20 protein-coding genes, 1 pseudogene and 1 riboswitch are annotated in these 24,873 nt (G+C 73.4%); of the genes and pseudogenes, 19 read left to right on the top strand and 2 right to left on the bottom strand.

What is annotated here, in order from left to right; translation table 11 throughout:
- Positions 1-56 precede the first annotated feature (56 nt).
- From ACIGEZ_RS16865 to ACIGEZ_RS16835, 7 genes are all read left to right on the top strand, one after another.
- Entirely contained in the window at positions 57-788 is a 732-nt protein-coding gene (locus ACIGEZ_RS16865) for a LysM peptidoglycan-binding domain-containing protein (RefSeq protein WP_399831609.1), read from the top strand.
- Positions 785-2,602 carry a VgrG-related protein gene (locus ACIGEZ_RS16860; RefSeq protein WP_399831607.1) on the top strand — a complete coding sequence of 606 codons (1,818 nt, stop codon included), beginning with the start codon at positions 785-787 and terminating at the stop codon, positions 2,600-2,602. Before ACIGEZ_RS16865 ends, ACIGEZ_RS16860 begins: the two co-directional genes overlap by 4 nt.
- 76 nt (positions 2,603-2,678) lie before the next feature.
- Positions 2,679-2,996 (top strand): PAAR domain-containing protein, encoded by a 318-nt coding sequence (locus ACIGEZ_RS16855; RefSeq protein ID WP_399831605.1) that lies wholly within the window; start codon positions 2,679-2,681, stop codon positions 2,994-2,996.
- Positions 2,996-3,418: a GPW/gp25 family protein gene (locus ACIGEZ_RS16850; RefSeq protein WP_362647829.1), complete on the top strand. Its 423-nt coding sequence runs from the start codon at positions 2,996-2,998 to the stop codon at positions 3,416-3,418. Before ACIGEZ_RS16855 ends, ACIGEZ_RS16850 begins: the two co-directional genes overlap by 1 nt.
- Positions 3,418-5,379, top strand: a complete 1,962-nt coding sequence (locus tag ACIGEZ_RS16845) for a putative baseplate assembly protein (protein WP_399831603.1) — start codon at positions 3,418-3,420, stop codon at positions 5,377-5,379. Before ACIGEZ_RS16850 ends, ACIGEZ_RS16845 begins: the two co-directional genes overlap by 1 nt.
- Positions 5,376-5,957, top strand: coding sequence for a phage tail protein (locus ACIGEZ_RS16840; protein ID WP_399831601.1), 582 nt, complete (start codon positions 5,376-5,378; stop codon positions 5,955-5,957). The genes ACIGEZ_RS16845 and ACIGEZ_RS16840 overlap by 4 nt, the downstream gene beginning before the upstream one ends.
- Positions 5,941-7,752 (top strand): NADase-type glycan-binding domain-containing protein, encoded by a 1,812-nt coding sequence (locus ACIGEZ_RS16835; RefSeq protein ID WP_399831599.1) that lies wholly within the window; start codon positions 5,941-5,943, stop codon positions 7,750-7,752. Before ACIGEZ_RS16840 ends, ACIGEZ_RS16835 begins: the two co-directional genes overlap by 17 nt.
- Positions 7,753-7,909: 157 nt before the next feature.
- Here the strand turns inward: ACIGEZ_RS16835 and ACIGEZ_RS16830 are convergent, their stop codons facing one another.
- A complete protein-coding gene (locus tag ACIGEZ_RS16830; protein ID WP_399831597.1) occupies positions 7,910-9,325 on the bottom strand; it encodes a short-chain fatty acyl-CoA regulator family protein in 1,416 nt (471 codons plus the stop codon).
- A gap of 321 nt (positions 9,326-9,646) precedes the next feature.
- Here ACIGEZ_RS16830 and aceA point away from each other — a divergent pair, with 321 nt between their 5' ends.
- From aceA to ACIGEZ_RS16805, 5 genes and pseudogenes are all read left to right on the top strand, one after another.
- The gene (gene aceA, locus ACIGEZ_RS16825) at positions 9,647-10,933 is read left to right on the top strand and encodes an isocitrate lyase (RefSeq protein ID WP_399831595.1); all 1,287 of its coding nucleotides are present in this window, start codon (positions 9,647-9,649) and stop codon (positions 10,931-10,933) included.
- Positions 10,934-11,044: 111 nt separating this feature from the next.
- A complete protein-coding gene (aceB, locus tag ACIGEZ_RS16820; RefSeq protein ID WP_399831593.1) occupies positions 11,045-12,637 on the top strand; it encodes a malate synthase A in 1,593 nt (530 codons plus the stop codon).
- Complete coding sequence (locus ACIGEZ_RS16815) at positions 12,634-13,509, top strand: 3-hydroxybutyryl-CoA dehydrogenase (protein WP_399831591.1); 876 nt, start codon at positions 12,634-12,636, stop codon at positions 13,507-13,509. The genes aceB and ACIGEZ_RS16815 overlap by 4 nt, the downstream gene beginning before the upstream one ends.
- A gap of 114 nt (positions 13,510-13,623) precedes the next feature.
- Positions 13,624-13,797 (top strand): annotated as a pseudogene (locus ACIGEZ_RS16810) (aldo/keto reductase); the annotation flags it as partial.
- A 16-nt stretch (positions 13,798-13,813) separates the two neighbouring features.
- Positions 13,814-13,981 carry an aldo/keto reductase gene (locus ACIGEZ_RS16805; RefSeq protein ID WP_399831589.1) on the top strand — a complete coding sequence of 56 codons (168 nt, stop codon included), beginning with the start codon at positions 13,814-13,816 and terminating at the stop codon, positions 13,979-13,981.
- A 3-nt stretch (positions 13,982-13,984) separates the two neighbouring features.
- Here ACIGEZ_RS16805 and ACIGEZ_RS16800 read toward each other — a convergent pair whose 3' ends face one another.
- Complete coding sequence (locus tag ACIGEZ_RS16800) at positions 13,985-15,055, bottom strand: CorA family divalent cation transporter (RefSeq protein ID WP_399831587.1); 1,071 nt, start codon at positions 15,053-15,055, stop codon at positions 13,985-13,987.
- Positions 15,056-15,159: 104 nt separating this feature from the next.
- Here ACIGEZ_RS16800 and ACIGEZ_RS16795 point away from each other — a divergent pair, with 104 nt between their 5' ends.
- The 7 genes from ACIGEZ_RS16795 to meaB all read left to right on the top strand — a co-directional run bounded on the left by ACIGEZ_RS16795 (position 15,160) and on the right by meaB (position 24,685).
- Positions 15,160-15,402: a hypothetical protein gene (locus ACIGEZ_RS16795; protein WP_399831585.1), complete on the top strand. Its 243-nt coding sequence runs from the start codon at positions 15,160-15,162 to the stop codon at positions 15,400-15,402.
- Between the two features lie 179 nt (positions 15,403-15,581).
- Entirely contained in the window at positions 15,582-17,732 is a 2,151-nt protein-coding gene (gene helR / locus ACIGEZ_RS16790; protein ID WP_399831582.1) for an RNA polymerase recycling motor ATPase HelR, read from the top strand.
- Between the two features lie 110 nt (positions 17,733-17,842).
- A complete protein-coding gene (locus ACIGEZ_RS16785) occupies positions 17,843-18,853 on the top strand; it encodes a questin oxidase family protein (protein ID WP_399831580.1) in 1,011 nt (336 codons plus the stop codon).
- 60 nt (positions 18,854-18,913) lie between these two features.
- A riboswitch (cobalamin riboswitch) is annotated at positions 18,914-19,069 on the top strand.
- 149 nt (positions 19,070-19,218) lie between these two features.
- Positions 19,219-19,596, top strand: coding sequence for an acyl-CoA thioesterase (locus ACIGEZ_RS16780; protein ID WP_399832131.1), 378 nt, complete (start codon positions 19,219-19,221; stop codon positions 19,594-19,596).
- Between the two features lie 103 nt (positions 19,597-19,699).
- On the top strand, positions 19,700-21,517 hold the full coding sequence (locus tag ACIGEZ_RS16775; protein ID WP_399831578.1) for a methylmalonyl-CoA mutase family protein: 1,818 nt from the start codon (positions 19,700-19,702) through the stop codon (positions 21,515-21,517).
- Positions 21,517-23,691 (top strand): methylmalonyl-CoA mutase, encoded by a 2,175-nt coding sequence (gene scpA, locus ACIGEZ_RS16770; RefSeq protein ID WP_399831576.1) that lies wholly within the window; start codon positions 21,517-21,519, stop codon positions 23,689-23,691. The genes ACIGEZ_RS16775 and scpA overlap by 1 nt, the downstream gene beginning before the upstream one ends.
- Before the next feature lie 4 nt (positions 23,692-23,695).
- Positions 23,696-24,685, top strand: coding sequence for a methylmalonyl Co-A mutase-associated GTPase MeaB (gene meaB, locus ACIGEZ_RS16765; RefSeq protein WP_399831574.1), 990 nt, complete (start codon positions 23,696-23,698; stop codon positions 24,683-24,685).
- The last annotated feature ends 188 nt before the right edge of the window (positions 24,686-24,873 follow it).

Raw genomic sequence — 24,873 nt, 5'->3', positions numbered from 1 at the left:
CACCCCGCCCCGTCTCCTCTCGTCGTCCTCGCCCGCTCCGGAAGGGAGTCCACGCCATGGCCTCATCGGCACGCGCCAGCCGCGCCAGGGCCCAGCTCACCCTCAAGGAGCCGCCGGCCTCGGTCGGGGCCAAGCCGGGCGGGACGCTCGCGCGGCTCGACCTCCAGTTCAACCCGTCGACCCTCCAGTTGAGCAAGAACACCGAGTGGCGGCGCACGCCCTCCCGCATGGCCGGCCAGTCGGCGCTGCCCGAGTTCGTCGGCAGCGGTCCGCGCACGCTGAGCCTGGAGGTGTTCCTGGACGCCACCGCCAAGCACGACAACTCGGTGGAGCAGGCGGTGGAGAAGCTGATGAAGGCGTGCGTGCCGACGCCGGCCAGCCTCGGCCGCAAGAAGCCGGCCAGCCCCTGGGTGCGCTTCGAGTGGGGCAGCGCGCGGACGACGTCGTTCGACGGGGTGCTGTCGAGCCTGTCGGTGTCGTACACGCTCTTCGACGTGGACGGCAAGCCGCTGCGGGCCACCTGCTCGCTGTCCATCGAAGAGGCGAGCGTCGACCCGGCCGGCCAGAACCCGACGTCCGGAGCGCGGACCGCCCGCAGCACGCACACCGTGGTGGCGGGCGACAGCCTGGCGATGCTGGCCTGGCGCGAGTACGGCGACGCGACGGCCTGGCGGGCCATCGCGGAGGCCAACCGCATCGACGACCCGATGGCCCTGGTCCCGGGCACCGAGCTCGTGGTGCCGGCCATGCGGGACCACGAATCCGGTGACAACGAGGAGGAACGGTGAGCCCGAGCGCATCCGGAGGCCGGTCGTTCGCGGCCGACCCGATCATCGAGACGCCCGGCGAACTGCCGCAGATCTGGGCGGCGCAGCTGGTGAGCTGTGTCGTGGACGAGAACGTGGGCCTGCCGGACACGGCGGTGCTCACCTATCGCGACCCCGACCACGAGTTCCTGCGCGCCACCGGCATCACGATCGGCACACCGCTGCGGGTTTCGGTGGTGACCGTCAAGGGGCAGGCGCGGGAGCGGCTGTTCAACGGCGAGGTCACGGCCCTGGAGATCGACCGGGACCGTACCGGCTCCTTCACCGTCGTCCGCGCCTACTCCAAGGCCCACCGCCTCCAGCGCGGCCGCAAGGTCGTGGCGTACCGGAACATGACGGCCGCCGCCATCGTCCGCAAGGTGGCCGCCGGCGCCGGACTGACCGTCGGGAAGGTGGAGGCGGCGCCGGTGACGTACCAGCAGCTGTCCCAGGCGAACGTCTCCGACTGGGACTTCCTGCAGTACCTCGCGGGCGAGAGCGGCGCGCAGGTGCGGGTCGACGAGAAGGGGGTGCTCCAGTTCACCAGGCCCACGAAGGCTTCCGGTGCGCCCGCCCCGTCGACGTCGGCGACGCGCGACCCGATGGTCCTGGAGTACGGGCGCAACCTGCTGGCGCTGCGGGCCGCGCTGTCGGCTGCCGACAGTGCCTCGAAGGTGCAGGTGCGCGGCTGGGACGTGACGACGAAGCGGCCGTTGGTCGCCGATCAGCCGTCCGTGGTCAGCGACACGGTGGTGCCGGGTCTGAGTCCGCAGCTCGCGGCGCGTTTCGGCAGGTCGACGGTGGCCGTCACCGACACCCCGTACCGTACGCAGGCCGAGACGACGGCGGTCGCGAAGGCGGCGGCGGACCAGGTCAGTGCCGGTTTCGGCGAGTTGGAGGCGGTGGCAGAGGGCAATCCGCTGCTGCGGGCGGGCAAGCCCGTGGCGCTCGGCAACGTCGGGCAGGCGTTCTCCGGCAAGTACACGGCGACGGCCGTGCAGCACGTCCTGGAGCCGCACGGCGGCTACCGCACCACCGTCTGGGTCAGCGCCAGCCCGGACCGCTCCCTGACCGGCCTGGTGACCGGCGCCAACGCGCCGGGGCGCGGCCCGCGCATCCCCGGTCTGGCGATCGGCGTGGTGACGGACGTGCGCGAGCCGAACGGCTCGGAGCGCGGCGCGGTACGGCTCACGTTCCCGTGGCTGGACGACACTTACGTCACGGACTGGGTGCGCACCGTCCAGTGGGGCGGCAAGGGCGGCGGCGGCGTGGTGAGCCCGGAGGTCAACGACGAGGTCCTCGTGGGCTTCGAGCAGGGCCTGCTGGACAGTCCGTACGTCATCGGAGGGCTCTACAACGGCGTGGACAAGCCCTCGCCGCACGACGTGCCGCTGATCGACAAGACCAGCGGGAAGGTCAACCGCCGCTCGGTGGTGTCGCGTTCGGGGCACCGCGTGGAGCTGCTCGACGCGGCGGCGCCCGGCCCGTCCGGGCTGCGCCTGGTGACCGGCGACGAGCGTCTCGAGGTACGCATGGACGACCGCCGGGACCGGATCGAGCTGACCGTGTACGCGGGGCGGAACCGTCCGCTGACCTCCGTGCTCCTGGACAAGAGCGGCATCACGCTGGACGCCGGGCGGGGCACCGTGCAGGTGACCGGCCGCCAGGTGGACATCGACGGGACCGACGGGGTCAGCATCGGGGGCCGGTCGGTGCGGGTGACCGGCAAGTCGGACGTGACCGTCGACGGCGGCCTGCTGGGTGTCCTCAAGGCCCGCCTCGTCCGGATCAACTGAGGCCCCGCCCATGCCCCTCGCCTTCTTCTCCGTCGCACCCGCCCTCGCCCCTCGCCCCCGTCCTCAGGAGCGTCCGATGCCAGCCGCAGCCCGTACCGGCGACCCCACCAACCACGGCGGCCGGATCGCCACCCCGCCGCCCGGCGCCGCCGCGAAGGTGGCGACCGTGCTGATCGGCGGGCAGCCCGCCGCCGTCGTGGGCAGCCTGCACGTCTGCGTCGTCCCGCCGCACGCGGCCCTCGGGCCGGGCAACGTGATCATGCCCAACCCGGCCGGGCTCGCCTCGGGCACGGTGCTCATCGGCGGGCTGCCGGCCGCGAAGGCCCGGGACCAGACCTCGTGCGGCGCGATGATCCTGACCGGCGCCATGAACGTGCTGATCGGGGGCGTGTGATGAGCGAGCGGTTCATCGGACGCGGCTGGGCGTTCCCCTTGCGCGTCGGGCCGACCGGCGGGATCGCCATGGTCGAGCGGGAACGGGAGCTGGAGGAGGCCATCCGCCTGATCCTCGGTACCGCGCCCGGCGAGCGGCCGATGCGGCCCGAGTTCGGCTGCGGCATCCACGAGTACGTCTTCGCGCCCGGCGACGGCGACACCGCGGGGCGGGTGGCCCAGCAGGTGCGCGAGGCGCTGGAGCGGTGGGAGCCCAGGATCGCGGTGGACGAGGTCGTCGTGGCCTTCGACTCCGTGGACGCGGGCACCCTCTACATCGATGTGCACTACACGGTGCGCACCACCAACGACCGGCGCAACCTGGTCTTCCCCTTCTACACGATCCCCTCCGAGGAGGGGGCCGAGGAAATGGTCGCGGACTGATGGCCCTGCCCTCCCCCAACCTGGACGACCGACGGTTCCAGCAGCTCGTCGACGAGGCGAAGCGGTACGTGCAGCAGCGCGCGCCCGAGTGGACCGACCACAACGTCTCCGACCCTGGCGTCACCCTCATCGAGACGTTCGCCTACCTCGTGGACCAGCTGCTCTACCGGCTCAACCGGGTCCCGGACAAGAACTACCTGGCGTTCCTCGACCTGTTGGGCATCCAGCTGTTCCCGCCGTCGGCCGCATCCGCCGAGGTCGACTTCTGGCTTTCGGCGCCGCAGCCCGAAGCGGTGGCGCTGCCGGCGGGCACCGAGGTGACGACCGCGGCCGGCGAGACCGAGGAGGCCGTGGTCTTCGCCACGGCCGGCGAACTGCGCATCGTGCCCAGCGAGTTGATCCGTCTGGTCACCGCACCGCACGGCGGCGAGCAGGCCGACCGGACCGGCTGGCTCGCCGAGGGCCGCGACATCCCGTGCTTCCAGGGGGCGCCCGAGCCCGGCGACGCGCTGCTGTTCGGCCTGCCTGCTGCGGTGCCGCGCTGTGTGGTCGCGGTGCGCCTGGACAGCCGCGTCCAGGGTGTCGGCGTCGACCCGCGCCAGCCCCCGCTGGTGTGGGAGGCGTGGGACGGCGGGCGCTGGCAGCGCTGCGAGACCGGCACCGACAGCACCGGAGGTCTGAACCGGCCGGGCGAGGTCATCGTCTACGTGCCGGCCGGGCACACCGCCTCGGTGATCGGCGGGACCCGCGCGGGCTGGCTGCGCTGCCGGGTCACCGAGGCGGAGCCGGGCCAGCCGTTCTACTCGGAGTCGCCCACCGTGCGCGAGGCCGCCGTCTTCACCGTCGGCGGCACCATGACCGTGGAGCACGCCGAGACGGTGACCGACGTGCCGCTCGGCGCGTCCGAGGGCGTGGCCGGGCAGACCTTCCGGCTCGGCCGCCCGCCCGTCCTGCTCGACGGAGAGCCGCCGGTGGTGGAGGTGTCCTCCCCCGAGGGGTGGCAGCGCTGGGACGTGGTGGAGCACTTCGGCCGATCGGCACCCGAGGACCGGCACGTGCGCGTGGACGCCACCACCGGCGAGTTCCTCTTCCCGCCGGTGCTGCGCGAGGCCGACGGCACGCTGCGCCCCTGCGGCGCCGTACCGCCCAAGGGATCCCAGATCCGTGTGACCCGCTACCGCACCGGTGGCGGCCCGGCGGGCAATGTCGCGCGCGGCGCCATCTCCGTACTGCGCAGCTCCGTTCCGTACGTCGCCCAGGTCACCAACCGGGAGGCGGCGCGCGGCGGTGTGGCCGGCGAGACGATCGACAACGCCAAGCTGCGGGCGCCGGAGACGCTGCGCATGCAGGAGCGCGCGGTGACCGCGGAGGACTACGAGATCATCGCCCGTCAGGCGGCGCCGTCCGTGCGCCGGGTCCGCTGTCTGCCCGCAGTGGACGGCGAGCCCGGCGCGGTACGGGTCCTGGTGGTGCCGGACGCGGTGGCCGACGACGGCGACCGGCTCCGTTTCGAGCAGCTCATCCCTTCCGGCCAGGTGCTCGGCACCATCACCGCGACCCTCGACGAACGGCGCCTGATCGGCACCCGCCTCGTCGTGGAGCCGCCCGTCTACCAGGGCGTCACGGTCGTCGCCCGCCTGTCGGCACCGGCCGCGGACGCCGACCGGGTGCGGGACGCGGCGCTGGCGGCACTGTTCCGGCACCTCAACCCGCTGCACGGCGGTCCCGACGGCACCGGCTGGCCGTTCGGGCGGCCCGTGCAGTACGGCGAGGTGTTCGGCGTCCTGCAACGCGCCATCGGGGACGTCCTGGTGGAGGAGATCCGGCTGTTCGCGGCCGATCCCCTCACCGGGCGGCGCGGTGCTCCGGTCGACCGGATCGACATCGGCGCGGGCACGCTGGTCTTCTCGTACCAGCACCAGGTGGTCGTGACGGCCGCGGAGCCGGAGGTACGCGGATGAGCCGGGCCGCCGTACCCGGCCTGCCGAGCCGGCACCCGATCGGCGAGCAGCTGCCCGCGCTGTACGCCGACGACGACTTCGCCCAGCGCTTCACGGCGGGCCTGGACACCGTCCTGGCCCCGGTCTTCACGACCCTGGACAACCTCCCCGCGTACCTCGACCCCCGCGTGACCCCCGCCGACTTCCTGTCCTGGCTGGCCAGTTGGGTCGGCGGCGTCGACGACCCCCGGTGGCCGCTGGCGCTGCGCCGCGAGGCGGTGGCCCGCGCGGTGGAACTCCACCGCCGGCGCGGCACCCGGCGCGGCCTGGTCGAGGCGCTGCACCTGGTCCTCGGCGTGCGTGCCGACGTCAGCGGCGACGGCGGGGCGACCTGGTCCGACACCCCCGGCGCCGAGCCGCCCCCGCCACCGGCCGACGAGGTCCTGGTACGGGTCTGGCCGGACCGCGAGGGGCCGGTGGACGCGGACCGGGTCCGCGCCCTCGTACGCACCCTGTGCCCGGTCCACACGGTCTGCCGCGTCGAGGTCCTGCCGGGCCCGCCGGCGGCAGCGCTCGAGGAAGGTGACGACGTTGCGTGAGTGCCCGGCATGCGGGGCGTCCAACGGCCCGGCGGACGACTTCTGCGGCAACTGCGGCGCGTATCTGGGCTGGTCTCCGACCAGCCCGGGTGCGGGGCCGACGAGGCCGCCGGCGCCGAACGGCGGCACGACGCCCGTGGACCCGGAGGTCGGCGGAGCAGACGGCGCCGGGGACTGGGGGCCGCGGGGCGACTCGGCCGGGCCCGGGGCCCAAGGGCCCGAGGACGGCGCCCCGGAAGGCGCTGGGGCCCGGGAGCCGGTGCACGGCGACTCGGCCGGCACCGGGGTCCGGGGCTCGGGCGACGGCGACTCGCGGGGCGGTACGGCCCCGGGGCCGGGGAGCAGCGACGCGGTGGGCACCGCGCCACGGGGCTCGGGGACCGGCGACACGACCGGCGCTGCCCGCCGTGGCCCGGCGGACGGCGGCGCGGCGGAAGGCACCGCGGCCGGAGGCCGGGGTGACGCCGAGTCGGAGGGCACTGACGCGCGAGGCGCCGGCCGCCCGGGCCGGGCGAGCAGTGACGCGAGAGGCTCCACCGCGCGGAGCGCCCGAAGCGGCGGGGCGGAGGGCACCTCGCCCCGGAACGGCACGGGGAACGGCGGCTCCTGGAGCCGCCCCGGCCCGCAGAGCGGCGAATCGGAGCGCGGCGCGCACCGGGCCGCGGCCACCGGGCCGGCGGACTCCCCCTCCCGCGCCCACGCCGACCCGACCGGGCGGCCGGCGACGGAGCCCGAGGCGGGTCCCGCCGCCCACGCCGACCCGACGGGGCGCTCTGCGGCGGAGCCCGAGGCGTCCCCGACACCGCCGCCCGAAGCCGGTCCCGCCCGTGGGGAAGGCCAGGTCGGCCGCTGGTCGCGCCGCCGGGAGCGTGCGCCGCACGTGCCGCCCGGTCCTCCGCGTACCACCGCCCTGTCCCGGCCCGAGACGGCGCCGCGGCCGCCCGCCGCTCCGGAGGCGGAGGCCCCGGCGCCCGTCAGCCCGCGGGTGGCCGCCCGGCCGGCGGCGGCACCGGTGGCCGACCCCGCGCCCGTGCAGCCCGCGAAGGCGGTCGCGCCGCGACCCGTCGTACGGCCGGCGGTCGTGGGCGATGACGTGGCCGGCGTGCCGTGCCCCGCGTGCGGTACGCCCAACCCGCCGGACCGCCGCTTCTGCCGCCGCTGCGCGGCGCCGCTGACGCCCGCCACCGCGCAGGCTCCCCTGCCGTGGTGGCGGACGGTCTGGCCGTTCCGTCGCCGTACGCGGGCGGGTTCGGGCCGGCTGACGCGCTTCCTGGTGGTTTTGGCCGTCGTGCTCGCCCTGTGCGCGGGCGGCTTCCTGCTGCTGCCGGCCGGGCGCCACCTGATCGAGGACACCCGGGACAAGCTGGGCAAGGCCAAGGCGGTGACCCCGACCCGCGTCGAGGCGAGCGCCCAGTCGCCCGGGCACCCGGCGGACGACACCACGGACGGGCTCAGCAACCGCTACTGGGGCGCGCCCGGCCCCGGCGCATCGGTGACGTACACCTTCGCCAAGCCCTTCCGCCTGGTCGACGTGATCATCACCAACGGCGCCTCGTCGTCGCCCGAGGAGTACGCGCGGCAGGGGCGGGCTCTCCAGGTGGACATGGAGGTGACGGCGCGGGACGGCCGGAAGGTGGTCAAGAAGCTCTCGCTGAGCGACAAGCCGGGTCCGCAGACCTTCCCCACGGGCATCAGTGACGTCACGACGATCCGGCTGACACTGGACGCAGCGGCGGGGCTGGTCAAGGGCCGCCATATCGCCCTGGCGGAGGTGGAGTTCTTCCAGCGGGGCTGACGTCGGCGCGCCGTCTCACGCACGCTGCGAGGAGAAGGACTCGGCCCGTCGCGTCGGTGCGGCGCCAGCATCCACCCGTCGGCCCCACCCGCGCCCGACCACCCGCCACCCCGGGCGGCCGCCACCCCGCCCGACCACCCGTCACCCCGCCCGGCCGTCACCCCGCCCGGCCGTCCTCCACCGCGTACGGCACGAACGTGCCCGCGTTCTCGTCCACGGCCAGCGTGCGGCCCAGCGGCGGCACCGCTCGCTGGGGGCAGTCGAGGCGTTCGCAGACGCGGCAGCCCATGCCGATCGGGGTGGCGGCGGCCTTGTTGGTGAGGTCGAGGCCGTCGGAGTAGACCAGGCGGCCGGCGTGGCGGACCTCGCAGCCGAGGCCGATGGCGAAGCTCTTGCCGGGTTCGCCCCACCCGCCGCGATGCCGGGTGACGGTGCGGGCGGTCCACAGGTAGCGCTGGCCGTCGGGCATGGCGGCCACCTGGACGTGGATGCGGCCGGGCGCGGCGAAGGCCTCGTAGACGTTCCACAGGGGGCAGGTGCCGCCGGCGCGGGAGAAGTGGAAGCCGGTGGCCGACTGCCGCTTGGACATGTTGCCGGCCCGGTCCACACGGACGAAGGAGAAGGGGACGCCGCGCAGCCGCGGGCGCTGGAGCGTGCTCAGGCGGTGGCAGACCGTCTCGTAGCCGAGGCCGAAGCGGTCGGTGAGCCGCTCGATGTCGTAGCGGGTCTCCTCGGCAGCGGCGTGGAAGACCCGGTACGGGAGGACGAGCGCGGCGGCGAAGTGGTGCGCCACGCCGATGCGGGCCAGCGACCAGGTGGTCGAGCCCTCCTCGTAGTCCTCGGAGGCGTACCCGCGCAGCAGGTCGTCGTGCTCGAGCAGGGCGAGCTGGGTGGCCATGCGGAAGGCCTGCTGGCCTGGGCGCAGCCGGGGCGAGAGGTGCAGGATCCGGGTGTCCGGGTCGTAGCGGTGAAGCTGGCGGTCGGCGTCGCCGGTGACCCGGACGCCGTGGCGCTCGTCGAGCCGCGTGGCGAGGGCCTGGCGCACCTCGCCGGGGCGGACGCCGATCTCGTACGCGAGGTCTTCGGCAGCGCGGTCGGCGTCGTCCAGGTAGTTGCGGCGCCGGTAGAAGAACTCGCGGATCTCCTCGTGCGGCGTGCGCGCGGTGTCATGGGTGAGGGTGTCGCCGCGCCCGGCGGTCAGTCCGGCGAGGCGTTCGGTGAGGGTGCGGTGTCCCCGGCCGAGCTCCAGCAGGAGCGTGGCCACGTGGGGAAGGCGGGAGACGAGGTCCTTCAGGTCGGCGGCGGAGAGCACGCCCCGGTCGAGGTCGTCGGCCAGGGCCTCGCGCAGGTCGGCCAGGAGCCGGATGGTGTCCCGTTCGGAGAAGAACTCGGGGTCGACGCCGAACGTCTCGGTGACGCGGAGCAGGACGGAGACGGTGAGCGGTCTCTTGTCGCTCTCCAGCTGGTTGAGATAGCTGGGCGAGATCCTGAGCGCCTTGGCCAGCTCGGCCTGGCCGAGCCGGCGCTCCTCGCGCAGCCGGCGCAGTCTCGCGCCGGCGTAGATCTTGCTCACGGCCGACCACTCCCCTCCTGACGGGCATTGCCCACACCCTAGGTCAGTTCTCGCCCGTCGAGGGCTTCGCAGACTTGGCAAATCATGGGTGCGGGATTCACAGAAATTGGCATCCGGCCATGGTTGATGGCACTGGGTGCCAGTGCCAGAGTCGAGCCACGGCCCGCCGTTCAGGCAGGCAGGAAGCAGAAACCGGGGCACGGCTCATGCCCTGACGTCGTAAGGACCCGGTCGCCTCGGCCGGTGCTCCGGCGGGCCGTACACACCCCCCACTCCCTTTCACATCTTCACAGAGTCAGACACCTCACAGGAGAGACCACCATGGCGCAGGCAGCGACGACGAAGGCAGCCGAGGAACTGGCGCGGCGCTGGGCGACGGACCCTCGCTGGGCGGGGATCGAGCGCACGTACTCCGCGGAGGACGTGGTCCGGCTCTCGGGCAGCGTCCGCGAGGAACACACGCTGGCCCGGCGCGGAGCCGAGCGACTGTGGCGGCAGCTGCACGATCTCGACTACGTCCACGCGCTGGGCGCGCTGACCGGCGGGCAGGCCGTCCAGCAGGTGAAGGCCGGGCTCCAGGCGATCTACCTGTCGGGCTGGCAGGTCGCCGCCGACGCCAACCAGGCCGGGCACACGTACCCCGACCAGAGCCTCTACCCCGTCAACTCCGTTCCCCAGGTGGTCCGTCGGATCAACAACGCGCTGCTGCGCGCCGACCAGATCGCCACCGCCGAGGGCGGCACGGACACGACGGACTGGCTGGCCCCGATCGTCGCCGACGCCGAGGCCGGCTTCGGCGGCCCCCTCAACGCCTTCGAGCTCACCAAGGCCATGATCGCGGCCGGTGCGGCGGGCATCCACTACGAGGACCAGCTGGCCTCCGAGAAGAAGTGCGGCCACCTCGGCGGCAAGGTCCTCGTGCCCACCTCCCAGCACGTCCGCACGCTCAACGCGGCCCGTCTCGCGGCCGACATCGCCGACGTCCCGACCCTGATCGTCGCCCGCACGGACGCCCTCGCCGCGACCCTGCTGACCAGCGACGTCGACGAGCGCGACGCCGAGTTCGTCACCGGCGAGCGCACCGCGGAGGGCTTCTACCGGGTCCGCGGCGGCATGGCCCCGGTCATCGCCCGCGGCCTGGCCTACGCCCCGTACGCCGACCTCATCTGGGTCGAGACCGGCACCCCGGACCTGGCGCAGGCCCGCGAGTTCGCCGAGGCGATCCACGCCCGCCACCCGGACCAGATGCTGGCGTACAACTGCTCGCCGTCCTTCAACTGGAAGGCGGCCCTGGACGACGACCAGATCGCCAAGTTCCAGCGCGAACTCGGCGCCATGGGCTACAAGTTCCAGTTCATCACCCTGGCCGGCTTCCACTCCCTCAACCACGGCATGTTCGACCTGGCCCGGGGTTACGCCGAGCACGGCATGACCGCCTACGTCGACCTCCAGGAGCGGGAGTTCGCCGCGCAGGCCCAGGGCTTCACCGCCGTCAGGCACCAGCGCGAGGTCGGCACGGGCTACTTCGACCTCGTCTCGACCGCCGTCAACCCGGCTTCCTCCACCACCGCGCTGGCCGGCTCCACCGAGGAGGAGCAGTTCCACTAGGCGCCCACCGGTACGCCTCCCCTGCGAACGGGGGCGGGCACCACGTCCGCCCGCCCCCGTTCCCCATCCCTCCCCTCCCCTCTCCTCTCCCTCCCGTCCCAGGAGAACCCGATGCCCACCAGCGCCCCGCCCCGCCTCCTCCGGGTCCTCGCGGCCCCGGGCGACCGCCACGACGAGATCCTCACCCCCGCCGCCCTGGACTTCGTCGGCCGCCTCGCCGACGCGTTCGGCGACCGCCGGCGGGACCTGCTGAAGGAGCGCCGCCGGCAGGCCATCCGCCTCGCGACCGGCGCCCCGCTCGACTTCCCGCTCGCGACCGCCGCCATCCGCGCCGACACGTCCTGGCGAACGGCCCCGCCCGCACCCGGTCTGACCGACCGCCGGGTCGAGATCACCGGCCCGCCGGACCGGCGGATGGCCGTCAACGCCCTCAACTCCGGCGCGTCCGTGTGGATGGCGGACTTCGAGGACGCCACCGCACCCACCTGGGACAACGTCATCGGCGGCCAGGTCGTCCTGCTCGACGCCGTCGAACGGCGCATCGACTTCACCACCGAGGAGGGCAAGGAGTACCGCCTCGGCGAGAACCCCGCGACCGTCGTGGTCCGGCCGCGCGGCTGGCACCTCGACGAGGAGCACCTGGAGTTCGACGGCCGTCCCGTGCCCGCGCCGCTGGTCGACTTCGGGCTGTACTTCTTCCACTGCGCGCAGCGGCAGATCGACGCCGGCCACGGCCCGTACTTCTACCTCCCCAAGCTGGAGAACCGGTACGAGGCGCGGCTGTGGAACGACGTCTTCGTCCTCGCCCAGGACCTGCTCGGCATCCCCCGGGGCACCGTGCGCGCCACCGTGCTCATCGAGACGATCACCGCCGCGTTCGAGATGGAGGAGATCCTCTACGAGCTGCGCGAGCACAGCGCGGGCCTCAACGCAGGGCGCTGGGACTACCTGTTCAGCCTGATCAAGACCTTCGGTCACCGCACCGACTTCCTGCTGCCGGACCGTGCGATGGTCACGATGACGGCGCCGTTCCTGCGGGCGTACACCGAACTCCTGGTGCGCACCTGCCACCGGCGCGGCGCCCACGCCATCGGCGGGATGGCTGCCCAGGTCCCGAGCAAGGACCCGGCCGCCCACGAGGCCGCGCTCGCCAAGGTGCGCATGGACAAGGAGCGGGAGGCCGAGGACGGCTTCGACGGCTCCTGGGTGGCCCATCCGGGTCTCGTACGGGTCTGCCGCGAGGTCTTCGACGGGGTGCTCGGCGACCGCCCGCACCAGCTCGACCGGACCCGCGAGGACGTACAGGTGTCGGTCGCGGACCTGCTCTCCGTGCGTCGCGTCAGCGGCCCGCCGACCGAGGAGGGCGTGCGGACCAACATCGCGGTGGCCCTGCGCTACTTCGACGCGTGGCTGCGCGGGCAGGGAGCCGTGGCCCTGTACGGGCTGATGGAGGACGCCGCCACCGCGGAGATCGCCCGCGTCCAGATCTGGCAGTGGCTGCGGCACCGGGTGCTCGACCGCGACACCGTGCTGCGGGTCCTGGACGAGGAGCTCGCGGCACTCGGTGCCGCGCACCCGTGGGCGGCGCTGGACGAGGTGCGGGAGCTCTTCGAGCAGACCGCCCTGGCGAACGAACTCCCGCTCTTCTTCACACCGCTGGCCTACACCCGCCATCTCGTGCGGACCACGGAGGCGCAGGCATGAGCGCCCCGGACATCCGGCGCGTGGGCGTCGTGGGCGGCGGGCAGATGGGCGCGGGGATCGCCGAGGTCTGCGCGCGGGCCGGGCTGGACACCGTGGTCTGCGAGGCCACCGTGCCGGCGGCCCGCGCGGCCCGCGAGCGGATCGCCGTATCCCTGGAACGGGCCGTGCAGCGCGGCAAGCTCGACCGCGTCTCCGCCGAGGCGGCGCTCGACCGGATCACCACCACGGCGGAGCTCGCCGATCTCGCGGACCGCCAACTGGTCGTCGAGGCCGTGACCGAGAACCCCGACATCAAGACGGAGGTGTTCGCCGCCCTCGACAAGATCGTCGCCGACCCGGACGCGGTCCTGGCCACCAACACCTCCTCGCTCCCCGTCATGCGCCTGGGAATGGCCACCGGGCGCGCCGACCGTGTCGTCGGCCTGCACTTCTTCAACCCGGTGCCGGTGCTGCCCCTCGTGGAGGTGGTGACGACCCTGCACACCGCGACGGCCACAGCGGCCGCGGTGACGGCCTTCGCCACCGACACCCTGGGCAAGACGGTCATCCGGTCACGCGACCGGGCCGGCTTCGTCGTCAACGCCCTGCTGATCCCCTACCTGCTCTCGGCGATCCGGATGACGGAGTCGGGCTTCGCCTCCGCCACGGACGTCGACAACGGCATGGAACTGGGCTGCGCCCACCCGATGGGCCCGCTCAGGCTGGCCGACCTGATCGGCCTCGACACGGTCGCCTCCATCGCCGAGTCCCTCTACGACGAGTTCAAGGAGCCCCTGTACGCCCCGCCGCCGCTGCTCCTGCGGATGGTGGAGGCGGGGCTGCTCGGGCGCAAGACCGGGCGCGGATTCCATCCGTACGACCGGGCCTTGTGAGAGGGGGACGACAGGGCGGCCGCCCGTGGCCGGTGGCGCGGCCCTTGCGCTCGTGTGCGCTCCAAGGTCTAGCGTCTCGGGCTGCCGGACGAACGGACCGCGAGGGGAAGTCACATGAAGCAGGTCGAGCTGGGCCGTACCGGGGAGCACGTCAGTCAGATCGGGCTCGGTTGCATGCTGATGGGCACGACGACCGACGAGCCGACGTCGGTCGCGATGCTCGACCGGTTCGCCGAGGCCGGGGGCACCTTCCTGGACACCGCCAACTGCTACTGCTGGTGGGACCGGCCGGGCAGCGACGGCGGTGAGAGCCAATCAGCTGGTGCTCGCCTGGCTGCTGCACCAGACCTCGCCCCGGGCCGTACCCCTGATCGGTCCGCGCACCCTGGAGCAGTACGAGGCCGCTCTGCCCGCCCTGGACCTCACGCTCTCCGCCGAGCAGCTCGCCCGCCTGGACGCCGCCGGGGCCTGAGGTTCATCCGTCGCCCGCGTCCGCCACCTCCGGCGGGGCGTCCCGTACCGACCGCATCTCCGCCGGTCTCGGCATCGACGGTCGTGCCCGGTGGCGGCGGCTCAGCCAGACGTACAGCGCCAGGCAGGGCAGCAGCAGGCCGATCGCGGTGACGACGACGAAGGCCGTGAAGCTGTCGATGTGGTTGGCCAGCCAGGCGAAGTTCTGCCCGAAGAAGCCGACGACGAAGGACAGCGGCAGGAAGACGCTGGCGAGGATGGTGAGCTGCTCCATCGTCGCGCTCTGACGGAGAGTGATCTTGTTCTGCTCGACGGAGACGACGGCGATGTTGGCCTCCAGAACGGTGGCGAGGAGGTCGCGCTGGGCCGCGACCTCCTCGTTGACCAGCAGCAGGTGGTCGTGCACGTTGTGGAGGTACGGCTGGAGCTCGTGCGGCGCCTTGCCCGGCTGCAGCTGGCGGGCGAGGACGGACAGGAGCGGGTGCACCGCGCGGTAGAAGTCGGTGGCCTCGCGGCGCAGGAAGTAGATGCGCTCGGTGGGGGCGACCGCGCCGGAGAAGACCGTGGCCTCGATCTGCTCGATGTCGCGGTCGAGTTCCGCGACGACGGGCGCGTAGCTGTCGACGACCTGGTCGAGGATGGCCCAGAGGGTCGAGGTGCTGCCGGCGCGCAGCAGCTCGGGACGGCGTTCGAGGCGGGCACGGGCGCCGTGCAGTTCGCTGGCGATGCCCTGGCGCACGGTGATCACGAAGTCCGGGGCGAGGAAGACGCTGATCTCCCCCGTGTCGATCTCCTCGCGCTCGTCGTCGTAGCGCGCGGTACGCAGGATGATCAGCTCGGTGCCGTCCTCGTACCGCTCGGCCTTCGGGCGCAGGTGGAAGGTCTGGGCGTCCTCGACGGCCAGCTCGTGCAGCCCGAAGCTGCCGCGGACCTGGGCCATCTCCTCCTCGCTCGGCTCGAAGAGGCCGAGCCAGACGAACCCGCCCTCGCTGCGGCACGCGGCCGCCTGCTCCAGCTCCATCGGACCCTGCTGCTGCCGGCGCCCGTCGCGATAGTGGGCGCAGTCGACGATCATGGCGTTCCTCCTCGCGTCCTGATCTCCATGGTTGCTCCAGGACGCGGGAGGAGGCCACCGGCTCGCCGGGGGGTGCGGAGCCGGACGGGCCGCCCCGGACGCGGGTGTTGCGCCTGCGGTTCACCGGACTGCCGCGGGTGGCCATGAGGGTGGCCGGCGCCGTCCTGCTCGATGGCACCGCCCACGCCGACGAGGTCCGCGCAGGGGAACGGCCCGCCCGCGGAGGCGGCGATCCGCTCGGCGACGAGGGCGTCCTGGGCATGGGTCTGCTGGCCGCCCCCTCCGTTGCGGCCGATCGCGAGGCCACCGGGCAAGCCCGCGCGGGACGGGGGGCGAAGCCGCCGTAAGGGGAGAGACGAAGAAAGGCGAAGAGGAACCCGCGCTCTTCGCCACTCCTAACGTATAGCGCACCGGGGGGCTTGCCGCAAGGCCCCGGTCATACCGCAGAATCACTGGCCTAGGCCAGAACCGGCCGGAACCCGCGGGAATGAGGATCCACCCAGTGCATGTGCTCGGAGCTGATGGCATGACCCCCCTGACCACCAGCGCGTTCGGTCTCTCCGACCGTCTCTCCCCCAAGGCCGACCCGGCGCTGATCGCCGGTGACGAGCAGCACTTCGCGGCCATCGCGGAGAGCCTCCGGCAAGCGATCGCCGAGCTGTCCGACCGTCTCGACGCCGAGCGGAAGGCGCCCGGCGGCGTCGGCCGGGAGGCGATGGAGCGGGACATCGAGATCCACCGGCTGACCGGTCGCCTGCGCGCCCTGCGCCGCTTCGGCCTCGACCTGTGCCTCGGCCGGATCGTGAGCGCCGAGGACGGCGAGCCCGTGTACATCGGACGGCTCGGCCTCACCGACAGCGAGGGCCGTCGGCTGCTGCTCGACTGGCGCTCGCCGGCGGCCGAGCCGTTCTTCGCGGCGACCCACGCCAGCCCCATGGGTCTGGCGAGCCGCCGCCGGTACCGCTGGACCCGTGGCCTGATCAGCGACTACTGGGACGAGGTGTTCACCGCCGACGGCCTCGAAGGGCACGCCGCGCTCGACGACCAGTCCGCGTTCATCGCCAGCCTGGGCAGCAACCGGTCGGCCCGGATGCGGGACGTGCTCGGCACCATCCAGGCCGACCAGGACGCCATCATCCGGGCGGGGTCCCGCGGCACCCTGGTCGTCGACGGCGGCCCGGGCACGGGCAAGACGGTCGTCGCCCTGCACCGCTCCGCCTACCTCCTCTACTCCGACCCCCGCCTCGGTCACCGTCGCGGCGGCGTGCTGTTCGTCGGCCCGCACCAGCCGTACCTGAACTACGTCGCCGACGTCCTGCCCAGCCTCGGCGAGGAGGGCGTACAAACCTGCACCGTGCGCCACCTCGTCGCCGAGGGGGCCGGCGCGGCGGGCGAGACCGACCCGGAGGTGGCCCGCCTGAAGTCGTCCGCCGCCATGGTGAAGGCGATCGAGAAGGCCGTCGCGTTCTACGAGGAGCCGCCGGCCAAGGGGATGACGGTCACCACCGACTGGTCCGAGCTCCGGCTGAGCGCCGACGACTGGGCCGAGGCGTTCGAGGCGGCGGAGCCGGGCACCCCGCACAACGAGGCGCGCGACCAGATCTGGGAGGAGCTGGTCGCGATCCTCTTCGACAGGCTCGGCAGCGACGACGTCTCGCCCGACGAGTTCCGCAAGGCCCTGCTGAACGACCGGGAGCTGGTCGACGCCCTCAACAGCGCGTGGCCCATGCTCGAAGCGGCCGACCTCGTCGGAGACCTGTGGACCGTGCCCGCGTACCTGCGGATGTGCGCGCCGTGGCTCGACCGTGACGAGGTACGGCTGCTGCAGCGTACGGACGCCCAGGCCTGGACGGTGTCCGACCTGCCGCTCCTGGACGCCGCACGCCACCGGCTCGGCAACCCGAAGGAGGCGCTGCGCAAGCGCCGGCACGCCGCGACCGTCGCCGCCGAGCGCGAGCGCATGGCCGGCGTCATCGACAACATCATCGCTTCCGACGCCGACGGCGAGGGCGCGGTGACGATGCTGCGCGGCCGGGACCTCCAGGACAGCCTGATCGACGAGAGCGCCCTGCCGAGCGCCGATCCCGAGCCGCTGGCCGGCCCGTTCGCGCACATCGTCGTGGACGAGGCCCAGGAACTGACCGACGCGGAGTGGCAGATGCTGCTGCTCCGCTGCCCCTCCCGCAGCTTCACCATCGTCGGCGACCGCGCGCAGGCCCGGCACGGCTTCACGGAGTCCTGGCAGGAACGGCTGGAGCGGGTCGGGCTCGACCGGATCGAGGTGGCCTCGCTCAGCATCAACTACCGGACACCGGAAGAGGTCATGGCGGAGGCCGAGCCGGCCATCCGCGCCGCGCTCCCCGATGCCAACGTGCCGACCTCGGTCCGCAGCAGCGGCCTCCCGGTCGTCCGCGGATCGGTCACGGAGCTCGACTCGATCCTCGACACCTGGCTCACCACCCACGCCGAGGGCATCGCCTGCGTCATCGGCGACCCCGCCTTCGAGCCGACCGCCCGGGTCCGCTCGCTCACCCCGAGCCTCGCGAAGGGCCTCGAGTTCGACCTGGTCGTCCTCGTCGACCCGGAGAACCTCGGCACCGGCATCGAAGGAGCCGTCGACCGCTATGTCGCGATGACCCGCGCGACCCGGCAACTCGTCATCCTCACGAGCTCGTGACGAGCCGCTGACAAGCCCCTGCCGAGGGCCGCGGACCTAGGTCCCGTGCGCCCGGTCCTACGCCCTCCGCCCGTTACGTCGTCCCCGTGGCCCGCCCTAACGTCACCGGCATGGAGACGACAGGGATCCTCGACGAGGCACTTCAGCGACTGCACGGCTCGGGGCCCGAGCGGGTGGGCCGGCTGACCAACCACGCGCCGATGGCCGTGGAGGCGCTGGCCGCCCGGGGGCGGGCGGGGGCGGTGCACCGGTGGCTGGACCTGTACGCACGGAAGCTGGAGGAGTTCCCGGCCGGGGTCGAGCCGGTGACGGACGCCGGCTGGCGGCTCGCGCTGGGGGATCCGCGGCGGGTCGCCGACTGGATCGACTACTTCGGCCGGGAGATCGGGGAGCGGCCGTGGCGTGACGTGCTCGCGCAGTGGTGGCCGCGGCTGCTGCCCGGGATGTACGGCGGGTCGACGCATCCGGTGATCCGGGTGGGGCACGCCGTGCGCACCCTGCTCGCCGGCGAGGTGACCGAGCCGCGCCTGGCCGAACTCGCGCACGGGCTCGGCTACTGGGCGGCCCGGCACCGCCCCGTATCCGGTCTCGCTCCCCTGCGCGGCGCCGACAGCGCGGCCGGCGCCCTCGACGCGGTGGTGCCCGTCGCCGAGCGGGACGGGGCCTTCCCCGCACGGCTCGACCGCGTCACCGGCCTGCCGGTGTGGGCGGCCGGTGTCACGGACCCGGACGAGGCCCGTCGCCGCCTCGCCGAACTCGTGCGGGCGGCCACCCACCGCTACGCCACCCACGGCCACGGCGAGGAGACGATGCTGGTCCACGCCGCCACGGCCCCCAACGCCGTCCTGCGCACCCTGCCCGCCCTCCCGAGGCCCCTGTGGGCACCCAGCCTGCACGCCGCCTGGACGGCGTCCGCCGCGGTGACCGCGATGTACGCACCGGACGCCCCCGTCGCCTTCGTGCCGCCGGGGTCCCGCACCGCCGAAGAGGTCTTCGAACTGGCCCTCGCCCACGGCGACGAACACGTCGTCAAACTGACCGACACCGCCCTCGACATCGGCGACGAGCAGGCCCTGGCAGCGGCCCTGAGGGCCGTCGAACTGAGCGAGCCGCTGCGCTAGCGGCCTGTCGTAGGCTGGCGGTGCAGCTGGTTCGCCCCGTCCTCCAGGCGGGATGCGTCGTAAGAGGGAACCCGGTGGGAATCCGGGACTGCCCCGCAGCGGTGAGCGGGAACGACCGCCGTCACACAGCACTGGACCCGGCACGGGTCCGGGAAGCGACGGCCAGTAGGTGTCCGCCGGTGATCCCGGTGGGCGTGCTCGCGAGTCCGAAGACCTGCCGCTGCCCGTGCGCCGGCATCCCGTGCGCGCGGAGCCCTTGCCGCGACTCGCGAAGGAGAGTTGACGTGGCCGATCGCACCGTCACGCGTCCCACCACCCGCACCGCCAAGACCCCGGACGACTCCCGGGTCGTCCTCGCCCACATCATGAGCGAGCACGACACCAACCTCTACGGGACCATCCACGGCGGCGTGATGATGAAGCTCATCGACGACGCCGCCGCGGCCGCCGCGGGGCGGCACGCCGACGGGCCCGCCGTGACCGTCTCCGTCGACCGGATGACCTTTCTCGCTCCCGTACGGGCCGGGGACCTGCTCAGTGTGGAGGCCGGACTCGAGCGGGCCGGGCGGACGTCGATGACCGTCGGCGTACGGGTCACCGCCGAGCGCTGGAACAGCTCCGGTCCCGCCGCCGAGGTCGCCACCGCCTTCCTCACCTTCGTCGCGATCGACGCCGAGGGACGTCCGCGGGCCGTGCCCGTCCTCGAGCGTGGTGAGGGAGTGCCCGTTTCCGATGCCCCCTGACATGAGCACGGATTCCGCTCGGCGTTCAAGGTCGATCAGGGGAGGTCAAGGTCACAGCGGTTTCCCCTGCTGCTCCTTTGACGCGCTGACCTAGCATCCGAGCATGACTGTGCTGCCTGACGACGGCCTTTCGCTGGCCGCCGAATTCCCCGCAGCGACCCATGCCCAGTGGCAGCGCCTCGTGGCGGGCGTACTGAGCAGGTCGGGCAAGGACGTTCCGGAGACCGAGGCCGAGGACGTCCTGTCCACCGCGCTCGAGGACGGCCTGCGGGCCCGTCCGCTGTATGGCGAGGGCGACGCCGGGCCCGAGCCCGGCCTGCCCGGGTTCGCGCCGTTCGTCCGGGCGAGCCGGGCCGAGGGGAACACCGCGGGCGGCTGGGACGTGCGCCAGCGGCACACGACCGCCGACCCGGACGCGGTCCTGACGGACCTGGAGAACGGCGTCACCTCGCTGTGGCTGAGGGTGGGCGCGGGCGGCATCCCGACGGCCGGGCTCGACCGGGTGCTCGGGAACGTGTACCTCGACCTCGCCCCCGTCGTGCTCGACGCCGGTCCCGAGACCGTGGCCGCCGCTAACGAGCTGTTCGACATCCACGGGCGGCGCGGGGTCGGCACCGACGCCGTGCGCGGCAACCTCGGCGCCGATCCGCTCGGCACCGAGGCCCGTACCGGCGCCGCGTACGACGGCGACGGCTTCCCCGCCGCCGTCGGTCTGGCCCGGCGCTGCGCCGAGGGGTACCCGGGGCTGCGGGCGCTGACCGTGGACGCCCTGCCGTACCACGAGGCCGGCGGCTCCGCCGCGCAGGAGCTCGGCAGCTCGCTCGCCACCGGTGTCGCCTATCTGCGGGCGCTCACCGAGGGCGGTCTGACGGTGGAACAGGCGCTCGGGCAGCTGGAGTTCCGGTACGCCGCCACCGCCGACCAGTTCCTGACCATCGCCAAGCTGCGCGCCGCGCGCCGGCTGTGGGCGCGGGTGGCGGAGGCGTGCGGCGCTCCGGCGGCCGGGGCGCAGCTCCAGCACGCGGTGACCTCGCCGGTGATGATGTCGGCCCGCGACCCGTGGGTGAACATGCTGCGCACGACGGTCGCCACGCTGGCGGCCGGGGTGGGCGGTGCCGAGTCGGTCACCGTGCACCCCTTCGACCACGCGCTCGGTCTGCCGGACGCGTTCGCGCGCCGGATCGCCCGGAACACCTCGACCATCCTCATCGAGGAGTCGCACCTGTCCCGGGTGATCGACCCGGCCGGCGGCTCCTGGTACGTCGAGCGGCTGACCGACGAGCTCGCGCACGCCGCCTGGGAGTTCTTCCAGGAGATCGAGCGGGCGGGCGGTCAGGCGGCCGCCCTGCGGGCCGGAACCGTCCGGGAGCGGCTGGCCGCGACCTGGGCGGAGCGCTCCAGGGCCCTCGCCAGGCGGCGTGAACCGGTCACCGGTGTCAGCGAGTTCCCGCACCTCGCGGAGAAGCCCGTGGTGCGCGTGCCCGCGCCCGCCGAGCCGGGTGGCGGCCTGCCGCGCGTCCGGCGCGACGAGGCGTACGAGGCGCTGCGCGCCCGCTCCGACGCGCATCTGGCGGCGAACGGCGTCCGGCCGCGCGTCTACCTGGCCGCGCTCGGGCCCGCCGCCGCGCACACGGCCCGGCTCACCTTCGCCGCCAACCTCTTCCAGGCGGGCGGCATCGAGCCCGTCAGCGAGGGTTCGTTCGAGGACAGCGGCGCCGGCGAAGCCTGCCTGTGCTCCAGCGACGCCCTGTACGAGGAGCAGGCCGAGTCCACCGCCGCGGCCCTGCGCGCGGCCGGCGCCGGGCATGTCGCGCTGGCCGGCCGGCCCGGTTCGTACGCCGGTGTCGACAGCTACGTCTTCGCGGGGTGCGACGCCGTCGCCGTGCTCTCCGCCACCCTCGACCGTATGGGAGTGTCCTGATGGGAATCCCCGACTTCACCGGGATCGGCCTGGGATCCCCCTCCCCCGCCGGCAGCGCCGAGGAGTGGCGCGCCGCCGTCAAGCGGTCCTCCGGCGGTGACGATCTGCTCTGGGAGACGCCGGAGGGCATCGCGGTCAAGCCGCTGTACACCGGGCATGACCTGTCGGACGTGGACTTCCTCGGCACGTACCCGGGCATGGCGCCGTACCTGCGCGGCCCGTACCCGACGATGTACGTCAACCAGCCGTGGACCATCCGCCAGTACGCGGGCTTCTCCACCGCGGAGGAGTCCAACGCCTTCTACCGGCGCAACCTGGCGGCCGGTCAGAAGGGCCTGTCGGTCGCGTTCGACCTGCCGACGCACCGCGGCTACGACTCCGACCACCCGCGGGTCACCGGCGACGTCGGGATGGCGGGCGTGGCCATCGACTCGATCTACGACATGCGGCAGCTGTTCGACGGCATCCCGCTGGACAAGATGTCGGTGTCGATGACGATGAACGGCGCGGTCCTGCCGGTCCTCGCCCTCTACATCGTCGCGGCCGAGGAACAGGGGGTGCCGGCGGAGAAGCTCACGGGGACCATCCAGAACGACATCCTCAAGGAGTTCATGGTCCGCAACACCTACATCTACCCGCCGAAGCCGTCGATGCGGATCATCTCCGACATCTTCGCCTTCACCTCGCAGAACATGCCGCGCTACAACTCCATCTCCATCTCGGGCTACCACATCCAGGAGGCGGGCGCGACGGCCGACCTGGAGCTGGCGTACACGCTCGCGGACGGGGTCGAGTACATCCGGGCGGGCCGGGAGGCCGGTCTGGACGTGGACGCGTTCGCACCGCGCCTGTCGTTCTTCTGGGCGATCGGCATGAACTTCTTCATGGAGGTCGCCAAGCTGCGCGCGGCCCGCCTGCTGTGGGCCAAGCTGGTCAAGGAGTTCGACCCGAAGAACGCCAAGTCCCTCTCCCTGCGCACCCATTCGCAGACCTCCGGCTGGTCGCTGACCGCCCAGGACGTCTTCAACAACGTGACCCGCACCTGTGTCGAGGCGATGGCGGCCACCCAAGGCCACACCCAGTCGCTGCACACCAACGCGCTCGACGAGGCCCTCGCGCTGCCGACCGACTTCTCGGCGCGCATCGCCCGCAACACGCAGCTGCTGATCCAGCAGGAGTCGGGCACCACCCGGGTCATCGACCCGTGGGGCGGCAGCGCGTACGTGGAGCGGCTCACGTACGACCTGGCGCGCCGGGCCTGGCAGCACATCCAGGAGGTCGAGGCGGCCGGCGGCATGGCGCAGGCCATCGACGCCGGCATCCCGAAGCTGCGCGTGGAGGAGGCCGCGGCCCGTACCCAGGCGCGGATCGACTCGGGGCGGCAGCCGGTCATCGGCGTGAACAAGTACCGCGTGGACGGCGACGAGGCGATCGAGGTCCTGAAGGTCGACAACTCCTCGGTGCGCGCCCAGCAGATCGAGAAGCTGCGGCGGCTGCGCGCGGAGCGCGACGAGCGGGCCTGCCAGGACGCGCTCGACGACCTCACCCGCGCCGCCGGCGGCTCCGGGAACCTGCTGGAGCTCGCGGTCCGGGCGGCCCGCGCGAAGGCGACCGTGGGCGAGATCTCGGACGCCCTGGAGAAGGTGTACGGACGGCACGCGGGCCAGATCCGTACGATCTCCGGCGTGTACCGCAACGAAGCCGGCGCGTCCCCGTCCGTCGAGAGCACCCGCACGCTCGTGGACTCCTTCGAGGAGGCCGAGGGCCGCCGTCCCCGCATCCTGGTCGCCAAGATGGGCCAGGACGGCCACGACCGCGGCCAGAAGGTGATCGCCACCGCCTTCGCCGACCTGGGCTTCGACGTCGACGTCGGCCCGCTGTTCCAGACCCCCGCGGAGGTGGCCCGGCAGGCCGTGGAGGCGGACGTGCACATCGTGGGCGTCTCGTCGCTCGCGGCCGGTCACCTGACGCTCGTCCCGGCGCTGCGGGAGGAGCTGGCCGCGGAGGGCCGGGAGGACATCATGATCGTGGTCGGCGGGGTCATCCCGCCCCAGGACGTGCCCACCCTCCTGGAGATGGGGGCCGCCGCGGTGTTCCCGCCCGGCACGGTGATCCCGGACGCGGCCGCGGACCTGGTGCGCCGGCTCGCGGACGGCCTGGGGCACGATCTCTGAGCCCATGGCCATCGACATCGACACCTATGTGAAGGGTGTACGCGAGGGGAGGCGCGCGCTCGTGGCGCGCGCCATCACCCTCGTCGAGTCCACCCGGCCCGATCACCGGGCGCTGGCCCAGGAGTTGCTGACCGAGCTGCTGCCGCACAGCGGCCGGGCGCGGCGGATCGGGATCAGCGGCGTGCCCGGGGTGGGCAAGTCCACGTTCATCGACGCGTTCGGCACGATGCTCACGGGCCTCGGGCACCGGGTGGCGGTGCTCGCCGTGGACCCGTCCTCCACCCGTACCGGCGGCTCGATCCTGGGCGACAAGACCCGGATGGAGCGGCTTGCGGTGGACCCCGCGGCGTTCGTCCGCCCCTCCCCCAGCGCCGGCACGCTCGGCGGTGTCGCCAAGGCGACCCGCGAGTCGATGGTGGTGATGGAGGCGGCCGGGTACGACGTGGTCCTGGTCGAGACGGTCGGCGTCGGCCAGTCGGAGACGGCCGTCGCCAACATGGTCGACTCCTTCCTGCTGCTGACCCTGGCGCGCACCGGCGACCAGCTGCAGGGCATCAAGAAGGGTGTCCTGGAGCTCGCGGACGTCGTGGCGGTGAACAAGGCGGACGGCCCGCACACGACGGATGCCCGTGCGGCCGCGCGCGAGCTGTCCGGGGCGCTGCGGCTGATGCACGGCGGGGACGCGGTGTGGACGCCGCCGGTGCTGAGCTGCAGCGCGCGGGAGTCGAGCGGTCTGGACACGGTGTGGGAACGCCTCGAACAGCACCGCACGCTCCTCGACGCGACCGGCCGTCTGGCCGCCCGCCGCCGGGACCAGCAGGTCGACTGGGCGTGGACGATGGTCCGCGACGAGCTGCTCGGCCGGCTGCACGCCGACCCGGCCGTACGGGAGCTGACCCCGGAGGTCGAGCGGCAGGTCAGGGACGGGGAGCTGACCGCGACGCTGGCGGCGGAGCGCATCCTCGGCGCCTTCCGGGACGGGCGGCGGGGCTGAGCCTCCGCGCGGGGAGGGCGTAAGCGGAGGGTGGCCCCCTCCGCGCGGGGAGGGCGTACACGGAGGGTGGCCCCCTCCGCGCAGGCCGGGGCGTACGCGGCGGGGGCACCCTCCGCGTACGCGTAAGGCCCGCGAATCGGGGCACCCGCCTTCACGGAGGGTGCCCCGCTCGTGCCCGCGGGCAGGTC

The sequence above is a fragment of the Streptomyces sp. NPDC085481 genome (genome assembly GCF_044541845.1).
Classification (GTDB): domain Bacteria; phylum Actinomycetota; class Actinomycetes; order Streptomycetales; family Streptomycetaceae; genus Streptomyces.
This window is presented reverse-complemented; position numbering and strand designations above follow the sequence as displayed.